The organism is Paenibacillus sp. VT-400 (assembly GCF_001029205.1).
GTDB lineage: Bacteria > Bacillota > Bacilli > Paenibacillales > Paenibacillaceae > Paenibacillus > Paenibacillus amylolyticus.
The window spans coordinates 14,735-37,154 of record NZ_LELF01000039.1 but is presented as its reverse complement, the minus strand read 5'-3'; the positions used below and the strand labels follow the sequence as shown (position 1 = coordinate 37,154).

At 48.4% G+C, this 22,420-nt stretch carries 16 protein-coding genes; 1 reads left to right on the top strand and 15 read right to left on the bottom strand.

Annotated features, from left to right (window positions below; translation table 11 throughout):
* The first annotated feature begins 91 nt into the window (after window positions 1-91).
* Window positions 92-1,060 (top strand): hypothetical protein, encoded by a 969-nt coding sequence (locus EL84_RS01930; protein ID WP_053061349.1) that lies wholly within the window; start codon window positions 92-94, stop codon window positions 1,058-1,060.
* 156 nt (window positions 1,061-1,216) lie between these two features.
* On the opposite strand, the gene EL84_RS01925 is transcribed toward EL84_RS01930, so the two are convergent.
* From EL84_RS01925 to purQ, 15 genes are all read right to left on the bottom strand, one after another.
* Window positions 1,217-1,804, bottom strand: a complete 588-nt coding sequence (locus tag EL84_RS01925) for a GNAT family N-acetyltransferase (protein WP_047840589.1) — start codon at window positions 1,802-1,804, stop codon at window positions 1,217-1,219.
* A 14-nt stretch (window positions 1,805-1,818) separates the two neighbouring features.
* Entirely contained in the window at window positions 1,819-3,111 is a 1,293-nt protein-coding gene (ilvA, locus tag EL84_RS01920; protein ID WP_017690682.1) for a threonine ammonia-lyase IlvA, read from the bottom strand.
* A gap of 292 nt (window positions 3,112-3,403) precedes the next feature.
* The gene (locus EL84_RS01915) at window positions 3,404-4,294 is read right to left on the bottom strand and encodes an alpha/beta fold hydrolase (protein ID WP_047840588.1); all 891 of its coding nucleotides are present in this window, start codon (window positions 4,292-4,294) and stop codon (window positions 3,404-3,406) included.
* Window positions 4,295-4,660: 366 nt separating this feature from the next.
* Entirely contained in the window at window positions 4,661-6,952 is a 2,292-nt protein-coding gene (locus EL84_RS01910; protein ID WP_047840501.1) for a beta-glucosidase family protein, read from the bottom strand.
* Window positions 6,953-7,168: 216 nt separating this feature from the next.
* Complete coding sequence (locus EL84_RS01905; RefSeq protein ID WP_047840587.1) at window positions 7,169-7,774, bottom strand: alpha/beta hydrolase; 606 nt, start codon at window positions 7,772-7,774, stop codon at window positions 7,169-7,171.
* 14 nt (window positions 7,775-7,788) lie between these two features.
* Complete coding sequence (locus tag EL84_RS01900; protein ID WP_047840500.1) at window positions 7,789-8,739, bottom strand: ring-cleaving dioxygenase; 951 nt, start codon at window positions 8,737-8,739, stop codon at window positions 7,789-7,791.
* 399 nt (window positions 8,740-9,138) lie between these two features.
* Window positions 9,139-10,221, bottom strand: coding sequence for a hemolysin family protein (locus EL84_RS01895; RefSeq protein ID WP_036606063.1), 1,083 nt, complete (start codon window positions 10,219-10,221; stop codon window positions 9,139-9,141).
* Window positions 10,222-10,506: 285 nt separating this feature from the next.
* Window positions 10,507-11,844, bottom strand: coding sequence for a hemolysin family protein (locus EL84_RS01890; RefSeq protein ID WP_047840499.1), 1,338 nt, complete (start codon window positions 11,842-11,844; stop codon window positions 10,507-10,509).
* 719 nt (window positions 11,845-12,563) lie between these two features.
* Window positions 12,564-13,829: a phosphoribosylamine--glycine ligase gene (gene purD, locus EL84_RS01885; protein ID WP_047840498.1), complete on the bottom strand. Its 1,266-nt coding sequence runs from the start codon at window positions 13,827-13,829 to the stop codon at window positions 12,564-12,566.
* Between the two features lie 128 nt (window positions 13,830-13,957).
* Entirely contained in the window at window positions 13,958-15,505 is a 1,548-nt protein-coding gene (gene purH / locus EL84_RS01880; protein ID WP_047840497.1) for a bifunctional phosphoribosylaminoimidazolecarboxamide formyltransferase/IMP cyclohydrolase, read from the bottom strand.
* Window positions 15,506-15,798: 293 nt separating this feature from the next.
* Window positions 15,799-16,416, bottom strand: a complete 618-nt coding sequence (gene purN, locus EL84_RS01875; RefSeq protein WP_047840496.1) for a phosphoribosylglycinamide formyltransferase — start codon at window positions 16,414-16,416, stop codon at window positions 15,799-15,801.
* Entirely contained in the window at window positions 16,416-17,456 is a 1,041-nt protein-coding gene (gene purM / locus EL84_RS01870; RefSeq protein WP_047840495.1) for a phosphoribosylformylglycinamidine cyclo-ligase, read from the bottom strand. The genes purN and purM overlap by 1 nt, the downstream gene beginning before the upstream one ends.
* A 588-nt stretch (window positions 17,457-18,044) precedes the next feature.
* Window positions 18,045-19,523, bottom strand: coding sequence for an amidophosphoribosyltransferase (gene purF / locus EL84_RS01865; RefSeq protein WP_036606069.1), 1,479 nt, complete (start codon window positions 19,521-19,523; stop codon window positions 18,045-18,047).
* Entirely contained in the window at window positions 19,508-21,751 is a 2,244-nt protein-coding gene (gene purL, locus EL84_RS01860) for a phosphoribosylformylglycinamidine synthase subunit PurL (protein WP_047840494.1), read from the bottom strand. The genes purF and purL overlap by 16 nt, the downstream gene beginning before the upstream one ends.
* Window positions 21,729-22,418: a phosphoribosylformylglycinamidine synthase subunit PurQ gene (purQ, locus tag EL84_RS01855; protein WP_047840493.1), complete on the bottom strand. Its 690-nt coding sequence runs from the start codon at window positions 22,416-22,418 to the stop codon at window positions 21,729-21,731. Before purQ ends, purL begins: the two co-directional genes overlap by 23 nt.
* Window positions 22,419-22,420 lie beyond the last annotated feature (2 nt).

The following is a 22,420-nucleotide window of genomic DNA, read 5'->3' as shown; positions in this document are numbered from 1 at the left end:
TTCCGCAACCACATCCTGCACCAATTGGGTTAATGTATAGTGACTAGTGAACAACACCTATCATTTTCTCAACTACGGGAGGTTCATATCTATGACATCATCGTTCCAATCTGCCAAACGTAAAGGCATGCGCACCTTCATTACAGCCACCGCCATCCTCATGCTGCTCCAAACGGCTGTCGCTCCCTTATCCGGAGTCGCTGCTGCCGCTTCTTCCAGTACAGATACCAAAGTCACGACTGCCAGTTCAACAACGATATATAAAACATTTCAGTCCATGCTCTACAAAAAGAAAGGCTTGCCTGCCGCGGATATTTATCTCGAATCTCATATCGATCAAGTTACGACTCATCATGCAACTCTGATGGTCTTACAACTGGAGAATGCCCGCAACAAGGCGTTAACAGCCATGACGGACCGTCTACTGGTGCCTAATGTTCAAGACAAGATGATCAAAGCCTACAAGTGGAATGATAGCTTCACCCAACTGATGAGCCGCACCAACGACGCCAGTCTGCGTGCACTGCTCCAGCAAGCACGGGATAGCGGTTATCGCCTGGTTATGCTGGAAGGTTCCCTCTATCCGATCATGAATTATATGGCTTTTCAGAAATATATCTCTTACGTGAAACCAGACATCAAACAATACATTAATATCATGGCAGTTGAAACCAGCAACCTTGCCGCCGATGATGGTGCACTGGTCATTGGTTATCAAGAGATACTCAATCGCGCTTTGAATCAGGAACGATTCCTGAACGAATATCCGAAGTCCAATCGATTACAACAGGTGAAAAATCTGATGCATAACTATACCTTGTATACGTTTTATGGCCTGAATAATACGCCTTTATTTGACTATGAAACGAACAAAATGACAGCCAATGCCCAGAAAGGTTACAAAGCTGTCTTACAACGTAACTCATCCGAAGACAGTGCCTTCCTGACCAAACTCGAAAAGTTCATGGACATCGTAACCGAAGCCAAATTCGAGAAAACCGCTGCTGTCGAGAAATGGCTGGAGCAGAATGTGCCGGTCAGCGACTACGCGAATTATTGAGTTAATCTGCTCCCACGGTTAACACCCGGTTCAAGCCAAAACTTGGGCTAAATCCTAACAGATAACCACGACAAAAACCGCCACAGGATTTTCTCCTATGGCGGTTTTCTTCATGCTTTTATCATCAAAACTGACTCAATCCGTCAGCTCCCTGCACTATTGAATCGGTTTGACCATATGATTATACTCATGTCCTGCGATGACAATCACATCGTCTTTGACATATCCCTGCCGTTCATAGAGCCTTAGCGCACGGCCGTTGTCCCGTTCTACAATCAGGGAAACCTGTGAGTGACCCTGATCTCTGCCCTGCTGCTCAAAAGCAGCCATCAGTGCCCGGCCGATGCCCTGCCCCTGATAAGCTTCACTTACCGAGAGAGTATCCAGATAATACTCCCCCGGACGGGTCTCTTTGACCAATGCATACTTCTCATCCCGGCTTCGTCCAGGTCGATCCAGAATCGGCTGGTCCAGACGATCTGCTTCTCCGCCATCATAGGCTACCAGAATCCCCGCAATCAGCCCATCCTGCTCCATCACTGTCACATGACGATAGCTAATCCGGTTGTTTTCCTGTACATAGAACGCCTGCAAAATCTGCATCGCCTTCTCATGATCCGCCTCACCCGCAAGCGCGTATGCAATGTCTCCTATCGCCTGATACAGCAAAGGAATGACCTGATCAGCATCTTCTATGCGCGCAGGTCTGATCAGAGGAGATGTTTCTTGGTGATCTAATTGCATCTTGGAATCATTCATCAGATTAACATGTTGAACAGATTTAGATTTTTGTTCAGTTCGGTATAGGCGATACCTTTGCGGTTCATACGTTCAATGAGCGGGTGGTAATCTTCCTTGTACATCAGCTCGATGCCCACCAAGGCAGGGCCATTTTCCTTATCATGCTTTTTCGTATATTCAAACCGGGTGATATCATCATTTTTCCCTAGAACTTCCTCCAGGAATTCACGTAAAGCTCCTGCACGCTGCGGGAAATTAACCATGAAATAATACTTCAGACCTTCATATATGAGGGAACGTTCCTTGATCTCCTGCATCCGGTCGATATCGTTGTTACCGCCACTAATTACGCAGACAACCGTCTTGCCCACGATTTGCTCACGATATTGCTCAAGCGCCGCAACAGCCAAGGAACCGGCAGGCTCGACAACGATCGCATTTTCATTATATAACTCCAGAATAGTTGTGCAGGCTTTGCCTTCCGGCACTTTCACAATGTCATCAAGTATACTATTGCAGATATCAAAGGTGAGATCACCAACACGTTTCACCGCTGCACCATCCACGAATTTATCTATGTCATCCAACGTCACAACCTGTTTGCGGAACATCGCCTCACTCATGGAAGCTGCCCCAAGTGGCTCAACTCCAATGATGCGTGTCTCTGGACTCACGGTCTTCATGTAGGTTCCCACGCCAGCTGCCAACCCTCCGCCACCAATCGTCACGAATACATAGTCGGCATTCTCATCGAGACTTTCCATGATTTCCATCGCTACCGTACCATTACCTGCAATAATCTTCGGTTGATCAAAAGGATGGATAAACGTCATGCCCTGTTCGTCACATGCACGCATCGCTTCAGCATAAGCGTCATCATACGTATCCCCGATGAGCACCACTTCAACGTTACTGCCGCCAAAACGTCTGACCTGCTTCACCTTCTGGTTCGGCGTTGTACTCGGCATGAAGATTTTGCCGTTAATTCCAAGGGCATTACAGCTAAAAGCAACACCTTGGGCATGGTTGCCTGCACTCGCACAGACAATACCTTTCTCCATCTCGGCTGGTGTTAGACTGCGAATCATATTATAGGCACCCCGAATTTTGAACGAACGCACCACTTGAAGGTCTTCCCTTTTCAGATACACATTACAGTTATATTTGGCCGACAATACAGCATCCCGCTGTAACGGCGTTCTTACAATGACCTCACGCAGCACATGATGTGCGCGTACGATATCTTCCATGCCAACACTGGCACGACCGGGACTTGTGGTTCCCGTTGGTTCCTGTTCAACTGGTTTCATGTTGTCTCCACACTCCGCTTTTATGGTCTATATATGTTGAACTAAATTTTATTTACACTGACACTACGATGACAGAATAACCCTCCAATCGCTGTTATCCCCAGATTTTTTCGATTCCCTTTTCTCAAGGGAAAAATCCGGTGATAGCGTATGCTTCCGATGCAGCTTTCTTTCAGAAAGCTTTTAGACGAACGCTTCGCTTTTTCAGGTTCTTTCTGTCCTCTCCGTTATCGTGTAAATCATTAATTCAACTTATCTAGCAATGTCGCGCACTGCTTTTCTTTGTATTGTATCACTTTTGTTCTGTTCTTGCGCCTGAGCTCTCATCATTTATCATTCGTACAATCTCATCAATAATGACCTGAGGGTCTGTATACATAACCATATGTCCCGATTGATCGGCCCCAATCCATCTCGCATTGGATAGCTGGCTCACCGTCTGGCGATGCGCCGTGATGAGGGCAGGTCTGATTTTCCCCTCTCCCTTGCCCGGGTTCGTACCCGAGATCACGCTAACTTCCAGATTACCCAGAGCCGGAGGATGTTCCAGGAGCCCTGCCATGTCATCCAGAAATGTTTTGCCTTCCGCAAGCATCGTGCTGGCTGCCCGTACAGTGAAATCCTCCTTGAGGTGATCCGCTGCCACATCGTCAGGCTGAGCACTTCCAGCTTTGCTGCCAAGCATCTTATATAAGCCAGTCCGCGCCATGATTGGAATAATGAAACCATTGATGGCAAAGCTCTTTTTAGTAAGCTTGGAAAAATACATTTCGCAATGCTCGTCTGATGGATCTACCAGAATAATGCCACGTAATCGAGATAGATGTGCAGCTGCCGCAGCCCGTACAATCGGACCGCCCCAGCTATGTCCAACCAGAATGAATGGGCCCGGGCCCAGAGCTGTCAGCAGTTCTCCAAGATCCCCTGCAATGCGTTCAAGGCTGCGGGGAGCTGAGTCGATATCACTTCGTCCCGCCCCTGCCCTGTCATACACAACAGTACGTGCATGCTCAGCAATGGCTGGTGCAACCAGTCCCCAGTTTGATCTAGAGGCGCCCATACCGGACTCAAATACAACCGTCAGCTCTCCTGTTCCCCTGGACATATAATGTAGTTTGCGACCATCGCGGGTCCGAACAAACGCACTTGAACCAAACGTATGTGAGCTAGGGTTAGGATTCATATTCCCCTCCTGATTACGTGCATAATCATCTATCACCGAATCTAATTGAAAATGATTATCAATTACTTCATTATAGAATAATCCATGCTTTACGACAACCATGTTGCTTCAGCAAGTTACAGCAGTCCTGTCACCTCTGTCACATTGCAAGGATCATCCCCACATCCCACCGTTCTGTTAACCCTCCTTTTTCCTTATGCAAAAAGAAAACCCGATCCATGATTGGATCGGGTAACTGTACCAGCGACTATGCGGCTGGCCCTCATGCACATTCTTATGACTTCGTGCGCAGTTCCTGCACGTATCGCATAATCGTAATCGCTTAATCCAAGGATGGACGAATACTCGGTTTAAGAGCCCAGCCCCTTATCCCCTAATACCATGATCCTTGTTGTTCAGCTGCTCCAGAAGTTCATTCATCGCTTCTTCCGTCATGGCCCCACCGCTAAACGCAACCAGTGCTCGCAGCGGCATATATTTCATCATCGCATCCATCATATCTGCATGATCCCCGGCATCATCACCGCCGAACCCACTGGCTTCCTGGAATTGTTGCAAAGCCTGGTCCAGTAGCTGTTTATGGGCCGGATCACGCTGGATATCACCCAATGTACTATTACGCGTATAGGTTGGAAGGAATGTCGCTGTAGACTCTACATTCACACGTGTGTGCACATGAATGTCCCGTGAGGAACTGCCTACTTGAATCTCGAACTCTCCGGTCTCCACATGCCAGTCCTTCATATCTACGTTGTAATAGGCGAATGAACGTTTGTTTAGTGTGAAGCTCGCCACTTTGGACTCTCCAGGTTCAAGGGCCACCTTCGCAAATCCTTTCAATTCTCTTACAGGACGAATTACTGTGCTCTCTACATCGCTGACATACAACTGTACAATCTCCTTGCCCGCTCTGTCACCGGTATTGGTGACCCTTACTTGCACATTCACCTCATCCTGATCGGTCAATTCTGTGCGATCTACCTTCAGGTCAGCATATTCAAATGTCGTATAACTTAGTCCATAACCGAACGGAAACAGTGGCTCCAGCTCTTTTTTATCATAATAGCGGTAACCAACAAAGATGCCTTCCCGGTAATCGACACGATCCCCTTCACCCGGGAAATTTAGATAAGATGGATTATGGCTGAGCTTGGCAGGGAACGTCTCCGCCAGTTTACCGGACGGATTCACCTCACCATACAGCAGATCAGCTATCGCTCCACCAACGGCCTGTCCACCAAGATAAGCTTCAAGCACCGCTTGCACCTGCGGCAACCAAGGCATCTCCACTGGAGATCCGTTGCTCAGCACCACAACCACACGTGATTGTACTTTTGCAATCTCTTCAATCAGACGAATATGATTGTCAGGCAGACGCAAATGGGCACGATCATACCCTTCGGATTCATAACGATCCGGCAATCCAACAAACACAACAGCGGTATCCGCTGACTGTGCTGCCTGAACAGCCTCATGCATCAATGTCTCATCCACATCATCCGCTTCAATCCGATAACCTGGGGCATACGAGAAGGTTACACCTTCGCCAGCCACCTGGGTCATCTCTTCCACAATATCATCCACTTTGGTCGGATTAATATGGGAACTGCCGCCGCCCTGGAAGCGGGGTTTACGCGCAAATGCCCCGATTATCGCCACATCGCCTTCACGCCCAAGCGGCAGGATACCTTCTTCATTTTTCAGCAAAACCATACTCTCGGCTGCCACCTTACGCGCAAGTTGGTGATGCTCATCCTTGTTATATGTAGCCCCATCTTGCTTTTGATCAACGGCATTAAAGATCAGCGTAAGCAGACGCTCCACCGCCCGATCCAGCTTGTCCAGCGGCAGTTGTCCGCTTTCTACGGCATCGATCACTTTACGCTCACCGATTCCACCACTTGTTGGCATCTCCAGTTCCAGTCCTGCTGCAAGGGCATCTGCACGTTCATTAACCGCACCCCAGTCTGATACCACAAGACCTTCGTGACCCCATTCGTCTTTCAGAATATCCGTAAGCAACCATTCATTCTCACCTGCATACGTACCGTTCACCTTATTATAAGAACACATCACCGTCCACGGCTGTCCATCCTTCACCGCACCTTCGAAGCTCGCCAGATAAATCTCACGCAGCGTCCGTTCATCCACCACCGCATCAATCGACATACGCCGTTCTTCCTGATTATTAACTGCAAAGTGTTTGAGAGACGTACCCACACCTTGGCTCTGCACACCCTGAATATGACCGGTAGCCATCTGCGTAGATAACAACGGATCTTCGGAAAAGTATTCAAAATTACGTCCACCCAATGGGGAACGTTTAATATTTACACCCGGTCCAAGTAATACCGCTACATCCTCGGCCTGACATTCCTCTCCCAAAGCCACCCCGACCTGACGCGCCAGCTCCTTGTCCCATGAACTAGCCAATCCTGCCGCAGACGGGAAACAGGTTGCAGGCACACTCGACGTTAGTCCAAGATGATCCGCACTCCCATCCTGCTTGCGTAGTCCGTGAGGTCCGTCCGTCACCATGATGGATGGAATGCCAAGACGCTCCACCCCTTTCAGATGCCAAAAGTCCAGTCCCGAGCACATGCCCGCTTTTTCTTCCAGTGTCATCCGCTGTACCAGTTCCTTGATGTTACGTTCCACATTAACCCCTCCAGTTCATGATGTTGATACATAGCTATATCACTAAGCATACAAGGTTATCTACCACACATTCAAATGTTTACCCGGTTAGTAACGGTTACATAACACCAGTCAATCATTTCTTCTTCCTGACGATGATCAAAATAAAAAGGAAAAACAGCCCGATCTTCACGATCAGGCTGTCTCTATATGTTTCATAACCGTCTATCCACCAATTTACGCCTGTGTCTTAAACCAAGCTGCTGCAGCTTCTGCCTCGGTACGAGTTAACTGATGACCCTGACGCTCCCAATGCGTGTTTACATCGGCACCTGCACCGCTGAGCAGCGAAGCAAGTTCCTCGGTTTCACGTCTTGGTACAATCGGATCGTTCTCGCCCGCACCAATGAACACAGGCAGACCTTTCAGATCCGGCAGTTCCAGTCCGCGCAGCGGTACCATTGGGTGATGCAAGATTGCACCTTTGAATACATCTGCTTGATGGAAGATCAAGCTTGCCGCAATGTTGGCACCGTTAGAGTAACCCAGTGCATACACGTTGGACCGATCGAAACCGTATTCCACCGCAGCTGCATCTACAAAAGATCCCAGCTCTGCCGTACGAGCAATCAGATCTTCTTCATCAAAAATACCTTCGGCCAGGCGGCGGAAGAAACGGGGCATCCCGTTCTCCGATACATTCCCCCGCACCCCAAGTATGCCAGCTCCTGGTGCGATCATCTCCGCCAGACCGATCAGATCATTCTCGGTTCCGCCTGTGCCATGAAGCAACAGGATTGTTGGCGCATCCGTCTGAGCACCTGCTTTATAGATATGTTTCATTGTATTGGTTGTGGTCATGATTTGGACTCTCCTTTCCATTCACGTACTTCAATTCGTGGCAACAATTGTTCAATCTGCTCACGCTGTGGTTCATACCATTCAGGCAACATCAGTTTCTCACCCATGCTCTCTGCTGGTTCATCCCGTGCAAATCCCGGAGGATCCGTAGCCAGTTCGAACAGTATACCACCCGGCTCCCGGAAATACACAGCGTTGAAGTATTGACGGTCAATAACTGGCGTTGGATGATATCCGGATTGTTCAAGATCCTGCTGAATTTGTTCATGTTCCGCGTAATCTTTGGCACGCCATGCAATATGGTGAACCGTTCCGGCTCCGCCAATCCCGCGTTGGATACCTGTGGACTGAATATCAATGATCTGACCAATATCGCCGCTTGCCTGAAGACGAAGGAGTCCGTTCTCTTCACCGACTTGCTCCAGACCCAGTTTGCTCACCAAGACGTCCATGGTTTTCTCAGGAACGTGGCTGAACAATACGGCTCCGCCAAATCCTTTGATGGCATGCTCCGGTGTCACACCGTTGAAACTCCAGTTGCTTGGCTGACCGCCTTCACGCTCAACCAGTTCAAGCAACAGACCGCCTTTGTCGAAGAAACGAATGTACTGCTCACCAAATCTGGTTTTATTTTCATATGGAATATCGAAGGAAGCAAGACGTTCTTTCCAGAAAGGCAGGCTTCCTACAGGAACCGCATATACGGTAACTCCAGTCTGACCTGACCCAATGACACCTCTTCTAGAATTTTGCTGTGGGAAAAAGGTAATGATTGTGCCCGGTGCACCCTGCTCATTCCCGTAATACAAGTGATACACGTCCGGTGCATCAAAGTTTATTGTTTTTTTCACCAGTCTGAGCGCCAACACACCTGCATAAAAATCAACGTTTTTCTGCGCATCGTCAACAAAAGCTGTAATATGATGAATTCCTGAAGTTCTGAACATAATCTCCACTCCCTTGGTTTATTTACACAGACACTACGATGACAGAATAACCTTCCAATCGCTGTTATCCCCAGATTTTTTTGATTTCTTTTCCTAAGGGAAAATCCGGGGGATAAAGGCGAACGCTTCGCTTTTTCAGGTTTTTTCTGTCCTCTTCGTTACGTGTAAGTTATTAGTTCGACTTATTTTGCTTCTTTTATTTATTGCTTTTTGTTATTTATCTTTAAATTAAGATTCTTTAATTTATATTAATCCATTGGACCTCAATATGCAAGCTTTTATTTTAAAATTAAGATTTAATACAAAAAGCAGGCCCCGATCACTCCGGGAACCTGCTTAGCGTTATAACGATTGATTAGCTTGTTTCGTATTCCTGTATCACTTTTGTATTACTGCTTCTTAAACCAGTTTCATTCTTTTTGGTGGATTCACCAAATCTTTATGCTCGTATTCATCCTTGATATCTCCGACAATCTCTTCAAGGATATCCTCCATCGTAACCATACCTACCGTAGCACCTGCCTCGTTTTTCACGGTTGCAATGTGTACACGGCTTTGCTGCATCTGGATCAGTACATCCTTGATTGGAGAACGCTCGGAGAAACTCGGCGTATTATGAACAAATGTCTCCATATTGAAATCTCTGCCCGCAGCTACACTCGTCAGCATTTCTTTCGTGTTAATGAAGCCAACAAAATGAGCCTGATCCCCATTTGCAATAACAGGGTATCTCGTGTATTCGTGTCGATTCAGCGTTTCAATGATCTGATCAATCGGCATTTCCTTATTCAAAGTAACAATTTTATCTCGTGGAATCATGATCTCCTGAAGCAGACGCTCATCAAAAGCAAAAATGTTTTTGAGATAGTCCAGCTCCGTCTGGTTGATCTCGCCACTCTCGTAGCTCTGTGCCATAATCAGCTTCAGCTCTTCTTCGGAGTGAACGGTATCATGCCCGGCAGGTTTTACACCAAATATGCCAAGTAACAGACGAGCAGCTCCATTTAGCGCGTAGATGAATGGATTCATGATTTTACCGAACCAGTACAGTGGTGGTGCCAGCAACAGCGTCATTCTCTCTGCAAATTGAATCGCCAGGGTTTTCGGCGCCAATTCACCAATAACCACGTGCAGGAACGTAATGATCGCCAGAGCAATACCATAGGAAAGCACGGTAGACAATGCCGCTGGTACTTCCATTCGCTCAAAGAGCGGATGCAGCATTTTCTCAACAGTAGGTTCACCCAAGGCTCCCAATACCAGCGCCGTAATGGTGATCCCCAATTGACATGCCGACAGATAATAATCCAGGTTGTGCGCCACTTTTTTGGCCAGTACTGCCTTTTTGTTGCCTTCCGAGATCAATTGATCGATTCGGGACATCCGTACTTTAAGAATTGCAAATTCGGCTCCAACAAAAAAGGCTGTCAGACCTATAAATACGGCTACTAAAAATAAATTCAAGGCTATTATTCCGTCCAATGATTTCCCTCGGGTTGAGGGATTCACCTCCATTAAATTTTAAAATAAGGTTTGCACGAGTGACGTTCCGGTGACGGCTCGTTCTTCCGATCGCCATTGCCTCCAAATTTTCCTGATTGTTGTTTTCAAAGGTTTAAAATTGGTTTGCAAACGCGAACGCTACGCTTCTTCAGAATCGATTCCGTCCCCTACACTGTTACGTTGCCAAAACGTTTTAAATTCTGAGGGCAGTAGCCAAATAGGCAGTCAAACCCTAGATTACAGTCATGATCGAACCAACCAAGATCAAACCAGGTCGCTAGTAGCTTCCTCAACCTGTGCGCCGCTCACTCGTTCCAGAAGAACTTGTTTGATGTGATAGTTTTCGGTATCCACAACGGTCCAGACATAATCGCCGTGTTCTACCGTGTCTCCTTTTTCCACACCTACACCCTTCTGGTACTGAATCCATCCGGCAACGGTGTCCATCTCTTCATTTCCTTCAAAGCTAAGTCCGAACTGCCGCTCCACTTCATCCAAAAGTACCCGACCATTAATGAGATATTGATTCTCTCCGGTCTCCTGAATATCGGCCACCTCATCGGCATCGAATTCATCGCGAATCTCACCGACAAGTTCCTCCAGAATATCCTCCATCGTAATGATACCCGAGGTACCCCCGTATTCATCCACGACCACGGCCATGTGTACACGTTCCTGCTGCATTTTAATCATCGCATCCTGGATACTTGTAACTTCGGAAACAAATGGGATCTCACGAACGAACTCGCTTAGTTGATATGATCTTGCAGCTACCATGTCAGGCAAAATCTTTTTCACATTCACAACGCCGATAATGCGGTCCTTGTCCCCATCCTCGATGACAGGGTAACGTGAATAGTTATGTTCATCCAATATAGGAATAATATCGTCATAGGTCATATCCTGATCTAATGTCACCAGTTCCGTACGTGGCACCATGATGTCTTTGGCATCACGTTCGTCGAACACAAATACATTTTCCAGATACGAAAGCTTGGTCTTGTTGTTCTCGTCACCTTCGTAACTCTGGTTCATGATGATTTTGATCTCATCCTCCGAGTAGGCCTGATCATGTTTGGCAGGCTTCACACCGAATCCTCGCAGAAGAACACGTGAAGTTCCATTAAGCGCCCAGATGAACGGATACATGATTTTACCAAACCAGTATAGCGATGGGGCGAGCATTAATGTCAGTTTTTCTGAGAATTGAATCGCCAACGTTTTCGGTGCCATCTCACCAACAACCACGTGCAAAAACGTGACGAGGATAAAGGCGATCGCATAGGAAGCAATCGACGAGATTGAAGCAGGTACATCTAAATAATTGAATACCGGATATAACAATCTCTCAACCGTCGGTTTTCCGAGCGCTCCCAGTCCCAGTGCAGTGACCGTAATACCGAGCTGACAGGCTGACAGATAATAATCTAGGTCCGAGACAACTTTTTTAGCCAATACGGCCTTTTTATTGCCCTCCGCGACCAGTTGATCCACTCTTGATGTACGAATTTTGACTACAGCAAATTCCGATGCTACGAAAAATGCAGTCAATGCAATCAAGATAATAAGTAAAACGATATTCAATATGGTAATTATGTCCAATGATTTCCCCGGTTCTCAGGGATTCACCTCCAGAGATAGTTACAGCGTGATACGTTAACTGTGTTAACCATTCATCAACTGTTAGTCTTTCAACACGACGTCTGCCTTATATAAAATTGATTTCAATGATATCTTTTGTATAAGTCTTACGTTTGACCTTGTAAAATTACAAAACAGGAATTCAAGATGAAGTCAATGACTTGCAGAAACTTCTTCATTCAAATCGGGTTACCCCTCATGCTGTCAATTGTTCCTCGCTTAACTCCACCTAGATTCGCCATTTGGACAATTTACAATATCGCCTACCCAATAGATATCCACCTCCCCTCGTACTCATTCCTGTTTCCGAAAAGTATACCATGTTTCCCGCTCAACCATCCAGTTGCACGTTATGGTTTGCCACAAGCTTACAGTATAATGTTCACAAATTAGTCTCTATGTATGTTACATACTTTATATAATATGATTGATATTACCTCACAATGTGATAATCTTCACATGTTTAGTATAGTCCAATTTATAAAAATACTACCCCTTACTTTAGGGCATTAAACATGCGTGATCTCCCTGATTTAATCCCGTTTTGAATCTTCCCCATATTCTTTCCCGTATAAAACAAGTCCGTCCGTATGCACAAGATACATCTATATACGTAGCAAAGAGCCCGCAAGATGCAAATACCTTTCCGGTATACATCTCTACGGGCTCTTATATTTATTCTATACGAGTGCTTTGGCAGCAATATCCGTCCGCTGATGTTTACCATCAAAATGGATACGCTCCGCCTGTTCATAAGCTTTGTTTCTAGCTTCGGCAATATCCGCACCAAGGCCAACTACACCCAGAATCCGTCCACCATTCGTAACCCAGTCTCCCGCTTCACTACGCGCTGTACCTGCGTGGAATACCACGGCATCATCCACTTGATCCAGTCCTTCAATGACTACACCTTTGGCATAAGGACCCGGATAACCTCCTGAAGCAAGTACCACACATACAGCAGCTTCATCGCTCCATTCAATCTCAATGTCAGCCAGCTTGCCATGAACGGTTGCCCAGAAAATATCGAACAAGTCGCTCTTCAAACGTGGCAAAACAACCTGTGTTTCGGGATCACCAAAACGTGCGTTGAACTCAATCGTTTTTGGTTTACCATCTGGTGAAATCATCAGCCCGGCAAACAATACACCCTGGAATGGGCGTCCCTCGGAAACCATCGCTTTGGCAGTTGGTTTGATGATCGTCTCCACGGCTTCCTCAATAATAGAAGCAGGGATATGTGGCAAAGGTGAGTATGTACCCATACCGCCTGTGTTTGGCCCCTGATCATTGTCGAATACAGGTTTGTGATCCTGTGCTGCGGCCATTGGGCGAACCGTCTCCCCATCGACAAAAGCCAGAATCGACATTTCCTGTCCTGCGAGGAATTCCTCGATAATCACTTTGGCTCCTGCTTCACCAAATACTTTGTCCACCATGATACTCCGAAGTGCCTGATCAGCCTCATCACGAGAATAAGCTACCGTCACACCTTTGCCCGCAGCCAATCCATCTGCCTTGATGACAACCGGGATTGCTTGCTCATTCAGGTATGCTTGAGCTTGTTCGTAGTTGTCGAATTTTTCATAGGCTGCGGTTGGAATGTTGTATTTGTGCAGCAGATCCTTCATGAACGTTTTACTTCCCTCGATCTCTGCTGCATTACGACGAGGTCCAAATACCGGAATACCTGTCGAATCAAATGCATCCACGATCCCATCCGCAAGCGGATCATCCGGACCAATAACCACCAATCCCACTTTAAGCTCTACAGCAAGAGCCGTTAGTTTATCGAATTCATTTACCGCAATGGCATGACACTCAGCCAGCTGAGCAATACCTGCATTTCCCGGTGCACAGTGAATCTTGTCTACCTTTGGACTCTTTGCCAGTGCCCAGATGATTGCATGTTCCCGGCCACCGCCGCCTACTACCAGAATATCCATTCGTTCTGTTCCCCTCCGTGCATAACTGAATTTGTTACGCTATTGCGTGTTGAAAAACCTAAAAAAGAGGGGGTGTACCATAAGTCATTAGCATGACAGGCGACACCCCTTATTAAACATTTTTCGTTCTAGTGTTTGAAGTGACGAACGCCTGTGAAGACCATGGCAATTCCGTATTCATTGGCTACTTTGATGGATTCTTCATCTTTGATCGAACCACCAGGTTGGATCACTGCTGTAATTCCGGCTTTTGCTGCCAGTTCAAGTGTATCACCCATTGGGAAGAACGCATCGGATGCCAGAATAGCACCTTTTGCTTGCTCGCCCGCTTGCTCAATCGCAATTTTGGCTGCACCCACACGATTCATTTGTCCAGCGCCCACACCCACTGTCATGTCATTCACAGCAAGCACAATAGCGTTGGATTTCACATGTTTAACTACTTTCCAGCCAAACAACAGCTGTTTCAGTTCTTCTTCCGATGGCGCACGATCGGTTACCACGTTCAGCTCGCTCGCTTCGATGGAGTGTACATCGGACTGTTGCACGATCATACCACCGTCGATGGACGTTACCACGAATTGGCTCTCCCGTTTACGAGCAGCATTCAGTTCACCCGTTTTGAGCAAACGAATGTTTTTCTTCTTCGTCAGGATATCGAGAGCCTCTTGTGTAAAGTCAGGAGCAAGTACGATTTCCAGGAAAATCTCGCTCAATTTGCCTGCTGTGTCGCTGTCGATAATGCGGTTCGCTGCCACAATGCCACCAAAGATAGACGTTGGATCCGCAGCATATGCCTTGCTGTAAGCTTCATAGATACTTGCGCCAATGCCCACGCCACATGGGTTCATATGTTTAACCGCGACAACGGCTGGTTCTTCAAATTCTTTGACAATCTGCAATGCTGCGTTCGCATCGTTGATGTTATTATAAGACAACTCTTTGCCGTGCAATTGCTCGGCTGTTGTCAACGTATCTTGAGCAGCCAGCGGTTTGCGGTAGAATGCCGCCTGCTGGTGTGGATTTTCGCCGTAACGCAAATCTTGGAGTTTTTCGTAAGTAACCGTTAGACGCTCTGGCAGTGGATCGCCATTTACGTTGGACAGGTAGTCGGAGATGAGTGCATCGTAAGCCGCCGTATGACGGAACACTTTTGCCGCAAGCCGTTTGCGAGTTTCGAGAGTGGTATCTCCATCGTTGCGCACTTCCTCCAGCACTTGGCTGTAATCAGATGCGTCTACAACGACACTGACAAAGGCATGGTTTTTGGCTGCCGAGCGAAGCATCGTTGGACCGCCAATATCGATGTTCTCGATGGCATCTTCGTATGCTACGTCCGGTTTCGCAATAGTCTCTTGGAATGGATACAGGTTCACGACAACCAGATCGATATAGCCGAGACCGAGTTCTTCCATCTGGCGTGTGTGCTCTTCGTTATCACGCACAGCCAACAACCCACTATGAACTGCCGGATGTAATGTTTTGACACGTCCGTCCATGATTTCGGGGAATCCGGTCACATCCGAAATTCCGATGACAGGTACGCCTTCCTTCGACAACAGGCTGCTTGTACCTCCTGTCGAAATAATCTCCACACCCATTTGCGACAGCTCGCGGCAAAAGTCCACGATGCCCGTTTTATCCGATACGCTAACCAGCGCTCTTTTGATACTCACAATATGCTCCTCCTTTAATGTCCCATGGCTTCGCGTTTCATGACGAAACACAGCCGATTTATTTCCCGAGAAATATCACAAAATGCGTACCAATATTCGACTTCTGTTATAGAAGTTGAACCAAGATGTTTACACGGGACACTCCGATGACAGAACAACCTTCCAATCGCTGTTATCCCCAGATTTTTTGATTCCCTTTTCTTAAAGGGAAAATCCGGTGATAAAGGCGAACGCTTCGCTTTTTCAGGTTTTTTCTGTCCTCTCCGTTAATGTGTAAAAAAATTCAACTTATATCAAACCGGTTTGTTAACAGTCACGTGACGTCCGTCTAATTGAACCAGACCTTGCGCGAACCAGGAAACAACTTCAGGGTATAACTGCTGTTCAGCTGCATGGATGGAACGGCTGATTGACTCAGGCGTATCCTCTGGCAAAATGGGAACCGGATGCTGGGCAATAATCGGTCCGGTATCCATGCCTCCGTCCACAAAATGCACGGTCACACCCGTAACTTTCACACCGTATTCCAATGCCTGTCCAATCGCATCCTTACCTGCAAATGCCGGTAGCAAGGACGGATGAATGTTAATCAACCGCCCTGCGTAACGATCCACCACAACGGAAGTCAGCAATCTCATATATCCCGCAAGAACGACCAAGTCGATCTTTTTGGATTCAAGTACTTCCACGATCTCTGCCTCATAGGCTTCACGGGAAGCATAATTTTTCGGAGTAAACAGATGACAATCCACGCCTGCATCCTGTGCCCGCTGCACAACGCGTGCAGACGGTTTATCACACACGAGCAGATCTACGGATGCATTCAGCCCACCGTTTCGTACTGCATCAACCAATGACTGAAAGTTAGACCCTTCACCCGAGGCAAATACAGCTATGCGGTAGTTCGCCATTAAACATCCGCTCCCGTGAAGGTTACTCGCGCATCTCCTTCAGTAACACGGCCAATGATGTACGCTTCTTCGCCAGATGCTTTCAGTTGTTGCAGCGCTTCCGATGCATCTGCTTCATTAACGACCAGTACAAGACCGACACCCATGTTAAATGTGGTGAACATGTCACGGTTCGAGACAGCACCCTTTTCCTGTAACAGGTTGAAGATTGGCAGGATCGGCCAAGATCCGTAGTCAATATCCACATTCACGTTGCTAGGCAACATACGTGGGATATTCTCGATGAAGCCGCCACCTGTAATGTGTGCCATGCCTTTTACTTTGACCTTTTTCAGCAGGGACAACAGAGGTTTAACATAGATCTTTGTAGGTTCCAGCAGAGAATCACCCAGCTTACCGCCCAGTTCCGCTACTTCATCATGCAGATCAAGACCCGCATCTTCCAACAAAAGTCTGCGTACCAGCGAGAATCCGTTACTATGCACACCGCTGGAAGCCAGGCCAATCACTGTGTCGCCAGGGGCGATGGTTGTACCGTTGATGATCTTTGCTTTGTCCACGATGCCTACCGTGAATCCGGCAATATCATATTCGCCTTCACTGTACATGCCCGGCATTTCCGCCGTCTCGCCACCGATCAGCGCACATCCCGACTGATGACAGCCTTCAGCGATTCCCGCAACAATAGCTTCAATCTTCTCAGGAATGACTTTGTCACATGCCAGATAGTCAAGGAAGAAGAGTGGTTCTGCACCCTGTACCACAATGTCGTTCACACACATCGCTACCGCGTCAATTCCGATGGTATCGTGACGGTCCATGGCAAATGCAATTTTCAGCTTGGTGCCTACGCCATCCGTACCAGATACAAGCACTGGCTCATCGTATTTATCTTTGTTCAAACCGAACAGGGCACCGAATCCACCCAGATCTGTCATCACTTCCGGACGGAAGGTACGCTTCACGTGTTTTTTCATCCGTTCAACCGCTTCATTACCTGCCGCGATATCAACGCCGGCCTTTTTATATGCTTCGGACAAGTGGAATCATCTCCTTTTTTTTCGCCCCACCTAAATCCTCCCGCCCGGGAGGACCCCATAGGACCTTGGCAGGCCCTCTGGACACCCGCCAAAAAAGCGGTGCAGAGGTGGCTGGTGTGATCTTGCTATGGTTGGTTCGTGCGTGATCTCGCGGGATTGTTCGCCGATTCCGTTGGCTGCAAGCCATCGGTCGGCGAACCCCGCTCAGCTACGCTGCGGGCAAGCCCGCTGGGCAGCTGCTTCGCTCGGCTGCCTGGCCCCTGTTGCTCCGCAAGGCGGGGCTTAAGGGCTCGGGCTTGGCCCGGGGGCAGCTGCTTCGCTCGGCTGCCTAGCCCCTGTTGCTCCGCAAGGCGGGGCTTAAGGGCGCGGGCTTGGCCCGGGGGCAGCTGCTTCGCCTGGCTGCCTGAGCCCCTGTTGCTCCGCAAGGCGGGGCTTAAGGGCGCGGGCTTGGCCCGGGGCAGCTGCTTCGCCTGGCTGCCTAGCCCCTGTTGCTCCGCAAGGCGGGGCTAAGGGCTCGGGCTTGGCCCGGGGGCAGCTGCTTCGCCTGGCTGCCTGGCCCCTGTTGCTCCGCAAAGCGGGGCTTGAGGGCTAACAGCTGCAGCCGAATTTTTCCTCGCCGCCAAAATCGAGGCGGGTTGGGTAATCATGATCAAAACATGCCAGACATAGTCCGCCTTTAGGATCATCCTGATTATCTCCCTGAATCGATGCAATCAGTCCATCGGGACTGAGGAACTCCAGGGAGTCCGCATTAATTTCACGGCAGATTTCTTCCACCGACAACTGTGAAGCAATTAATTCACGGCTGTCAGGCGTATCAATACCGTAGAAACACGGGTTTTTGAAAGGTGGTGATGTAATCCGTACATGTACTTCCGTTGCTCCTGCATCACGCAGCATGTTCACGATCCGTCGGGAAGTTGTTCCCCGTACGATGGAGTCGTCAATCATGACCACACGTTTGCCTTCCACAACGCGACGCACAGCGCTCAGCTTCATCTTCACGCCCTGCTCCCGCAATTCCTGGCTTGGCTGGATAAACGTACGTCCGGTGTATTTGTTCTTGATCATACCCATCTCATACGGAATACCTGTCTGTTCAGCGTATCCAATTGCTGCCGAGATGCTGGAATCTGGTACCCCCGTAACCAAGTCCGCATCCACAAACGACTCAATCGCCATCCGGCTTCCCATCCGTTTACGGGCCGCATGCTGGTTCGTACCATTCATATCACTATCCGGACGAGCAAAATAAATATATTCCATCGCGCATAATGCCTTGCGGTGTTTGTGATGATCAAAGCGATCCTCGTGTAGACCATCTGCATCCAGCACAAGCAGTTCACCCGGTTCAATGTCACGGATTAACTCTGCGCCGATTGTTTCCAGTGCACACGTCTCAGATGCAAACAGATATGCATCTCCCAGCTTACCCATCGTCAGCGGACGAAGTCCGTGCGGATCGGAAGCAACCAGCAACTTGTCGTTGGTCATGATCAGAAATGCATAACCACCCACAATACGCTGGAACGCCTCTTTTGCCGCTTCCACAAGCCCTTTGGAGGATCGTGCAATTAGATGCGCAATAACTTCAGTATCACTCGTTGTTTGGAAAATGGAACCGCTCTGCTCCAGCTCGCGCCGGATCGTTGGTGCATTCACAATGTTTCCGTTGGTCGCTACCGCCAAATCGCCATCACGGTATTTGAATACCAGAGGCTGTGCGTTCGTCAATTTACTGTCACCACTTGTTGAATAACGGACATGTCCAATGGAAATATCCCCGGTCAACGTCTGCATCAGGTCTTTGGTGAACACTTCCTTCACCAGACCCATGCCGCGATGATAGTTAAACTGACTGCCATCACTCACACACATGCCTGCACTTTCTTCGCCCCGATGTTGCAGCGCATGCAGTCCATAATAGGAGAGCGAAGCCGCGTCAGGATGTCTGAACACCCCGAACACGCCGCATTCTTCCTTCAATTTGTCGAGTCCTTCCTTGCCGGACCCTTCATTATAATAATCGCCTGTCCACAACGGTCCTGTCGTCAGTTCATGAGACATGGAATCGCATCCTCCCAGACCTGAGCCAAACCTCCTACAGGTTCGCTCACGGCTGATGTTCCGTTCAATTCAATCGTCAGGTTACTTCCTTCTACACGTCCAATCACAGCTACAGGTACACCACGCTCACGTACAAATGCTTCAAGTTTACCCGCTTGCTCAGGCGTAGCCGACAACAAGATACGGGATTGGCTCTCACTGAACAGAGCGTGATCTCCACGCAATGTCGTCTCCACGTTCACCTGTGCTCCTACGTTACCGCTGATGCAAGACTCTGCGAGTGCAACAGCCAATCCGCCTTCAGACAAGTCATGTGCCGAGCGAACGAGACCGGATTGAATAGCTTCCAGCACCGTGCTGAGCAACGCTTTTTCCGTTTGCAAATTCAGCTCTGGCGGACGGCCTTCCGTTTGACCATGAACCGCGTATTGCAGCTCGCTGCCACCCAGTTCAGCTTTTGTCTCACCGAGGAGGATGATAACATCACCTTCGGATTTGAATGCTTGTGTCGTGATATGATCCGTATCATGAACGAGACCTACCATACCGACAACTGGCGTTGGATAGATGGAGCCTTTGGCGTTTTCGTTATACAGACTTACGTTACCACCGATGACCGGTGTATCCAGCACACGACAAGCTTCCGCCATACCGTCTACCGCTTTCTCCATTTGCCAGAAAATATCCGGTTTCTCCGGGTTACCGAAGTTCAGGTTGTCCGTAATCGCCAGCGGCTCAGCACCGGAACATACAATGTTACGCGCTGCTTCACTTACGGCAATCCGTCCACCAACTTCAGGATCAAGGTACACATAACGTCCATTACAGTCCGTTGTCATCGCGAGACCTTTGCGTGTGCCACGAATCGTAACTACGGCTGCATCCGAACCTGGGCGAACGGCAGTGCTTGTACGCACCATGTAGTCGTATTGATCATAAATCCATTTTTTACTTGCTACTGTTGGTGATGCCAGCACTTGTTTCAGTGCTCCGCCGAGATCCGACACTTCGTCATAACGAAGCGTGTCGATGGAAGCACTTTGCTCGTAGTAGACAGGTACAGAAGAAGGTTTGTCATACACTGGACATTCGTCAACCAAAGCCGTTACCGGCATATCTCCGACCACTTCGCCGTGGTGGATCAATTTCAGACGACCATCATCCGTTACTTTACCAACTTTGGCACAGATTACGCCCCAACGTTCAAAGATTTCCATCGCCTGCGCCTCATCCTTCGGCTCAACGACGAACAACATGCGTTCTTGGGACTCAGACAACATCATCTCGTAAGGCGTCATGCCTTCTTCACGCTGTGGCACCTGATCCAGATACAGTTCCAGACCGTTACCCGCTTTACTTGCCATCTCTGCACTCGAACATGTCAGACCTGCAGCGCCCATATCCTGAATTCCGAGCACGATGCCCGAGTCGATCAATTCCAGACAAGATTCCATCACCAGTTTCTCCATAAATGGATCACCAACCTGAACCGCTGTCCGTTGGGACTCGGATTCTTCCGTCAGTTCAACCGATGCAAAGGTTGCTCCATGAATACCATCCCGGCCTGTTGGCGGGCCCACATAGTACACCGGGTTACCTACACCTTTAGCTACGCCGCGCTGAATCTTGTCATGATCAATCAGACCCACACACATGGCGTTAACCAGCGGATTGCCTTCATAGCTCTCATCAAACATCACTTCGCCACCAACGGTAGGAATACCGATACAGTTACCGTATCCAGCAATACCCGCTACCACATGTTCGAACAAATATTTAACGCGATCGCTCTCCAGCTTACCGAAACGAAGGGAGTTCAGTATTGCTACTGGTCTTGCACCCATGGAGAAAATATCACGAATAATGCCTCCCACACCTGTTGCCGCACCTTGATATGGCTCAACCGCGGAAGGATGGTTATGGCTTTCAATTTTGAATACAACGGCCTGGTTATCACCGATATCCACGATACCGGCACCTTCACCAGGTCCCATCAGGACACGTGGTCCAGTGGTTGGGAAACGGCGCAGCAATGGCTTGGAGTTTTTATAAGCACAATGCTCGGACCACATTACACTGAACACACCGATTTCCGTGTAGTTTGGCTTACGCCCCATGAACTCACAGATCAGTTCATACTCGCTGTCAGATACGCCCATTTGTGCGTAAAGTTTATGTTCTGCGACCTGTTCTGCTGTTGGTTCCTTAGCGGATAGCTGCTGCGTCATGCCGATCCCTCCATGCTTTCAAAATAGATGTAAACATACGTTTGCCGTCTTCCGAACCAAACAGTGAATCCACTGCACGCTCTGGATGCGGCATCATGCCGACCACGTTTCCAGCCTCGTTACATACTCCTGCAATATCACCCAAGGAACCGTTCGGGTTGGTACCATACGTAAATACGATCTGGTTGTTCGCTTGCAGACTCGCTAGCGTCTCCTCGTCGCAATAATAGTTGCCTTCACCGTGAGCAATCGGGATGACAATCTCTTCGCCCGGTGCGTAGTCCCGTGTAAATGGTGTATCTGCGTTTGCCACTTTTAATACCGTATCGTGACAACGGAATTTTAGGGAAGTGTTGCGGATCAATGCACCTGGAAGCAAGCCTGCTTCCGTCAGGATCTGGAATCCGTTGCAAATACCCAAAATATATTTACCTTGTTCAGCAGCTTTCGCTACCTCGTTCATTACCGGTGCAAAGCGGGAAATCGCTCCGCAACGCAAGTAGTCACCATAAGAGAAACCACCCGGAACTAAAATACAATCATAAGCCGAAAGATCTGTAGCCGTGTGCCATACATAATCAACCTCTTGTCCAATCGCATCTTCCACTGCCTTGTAACAGTCGATGTCGCAGTTGGAGCCAGGGAACACAAGAACTGCAAATTTCATGA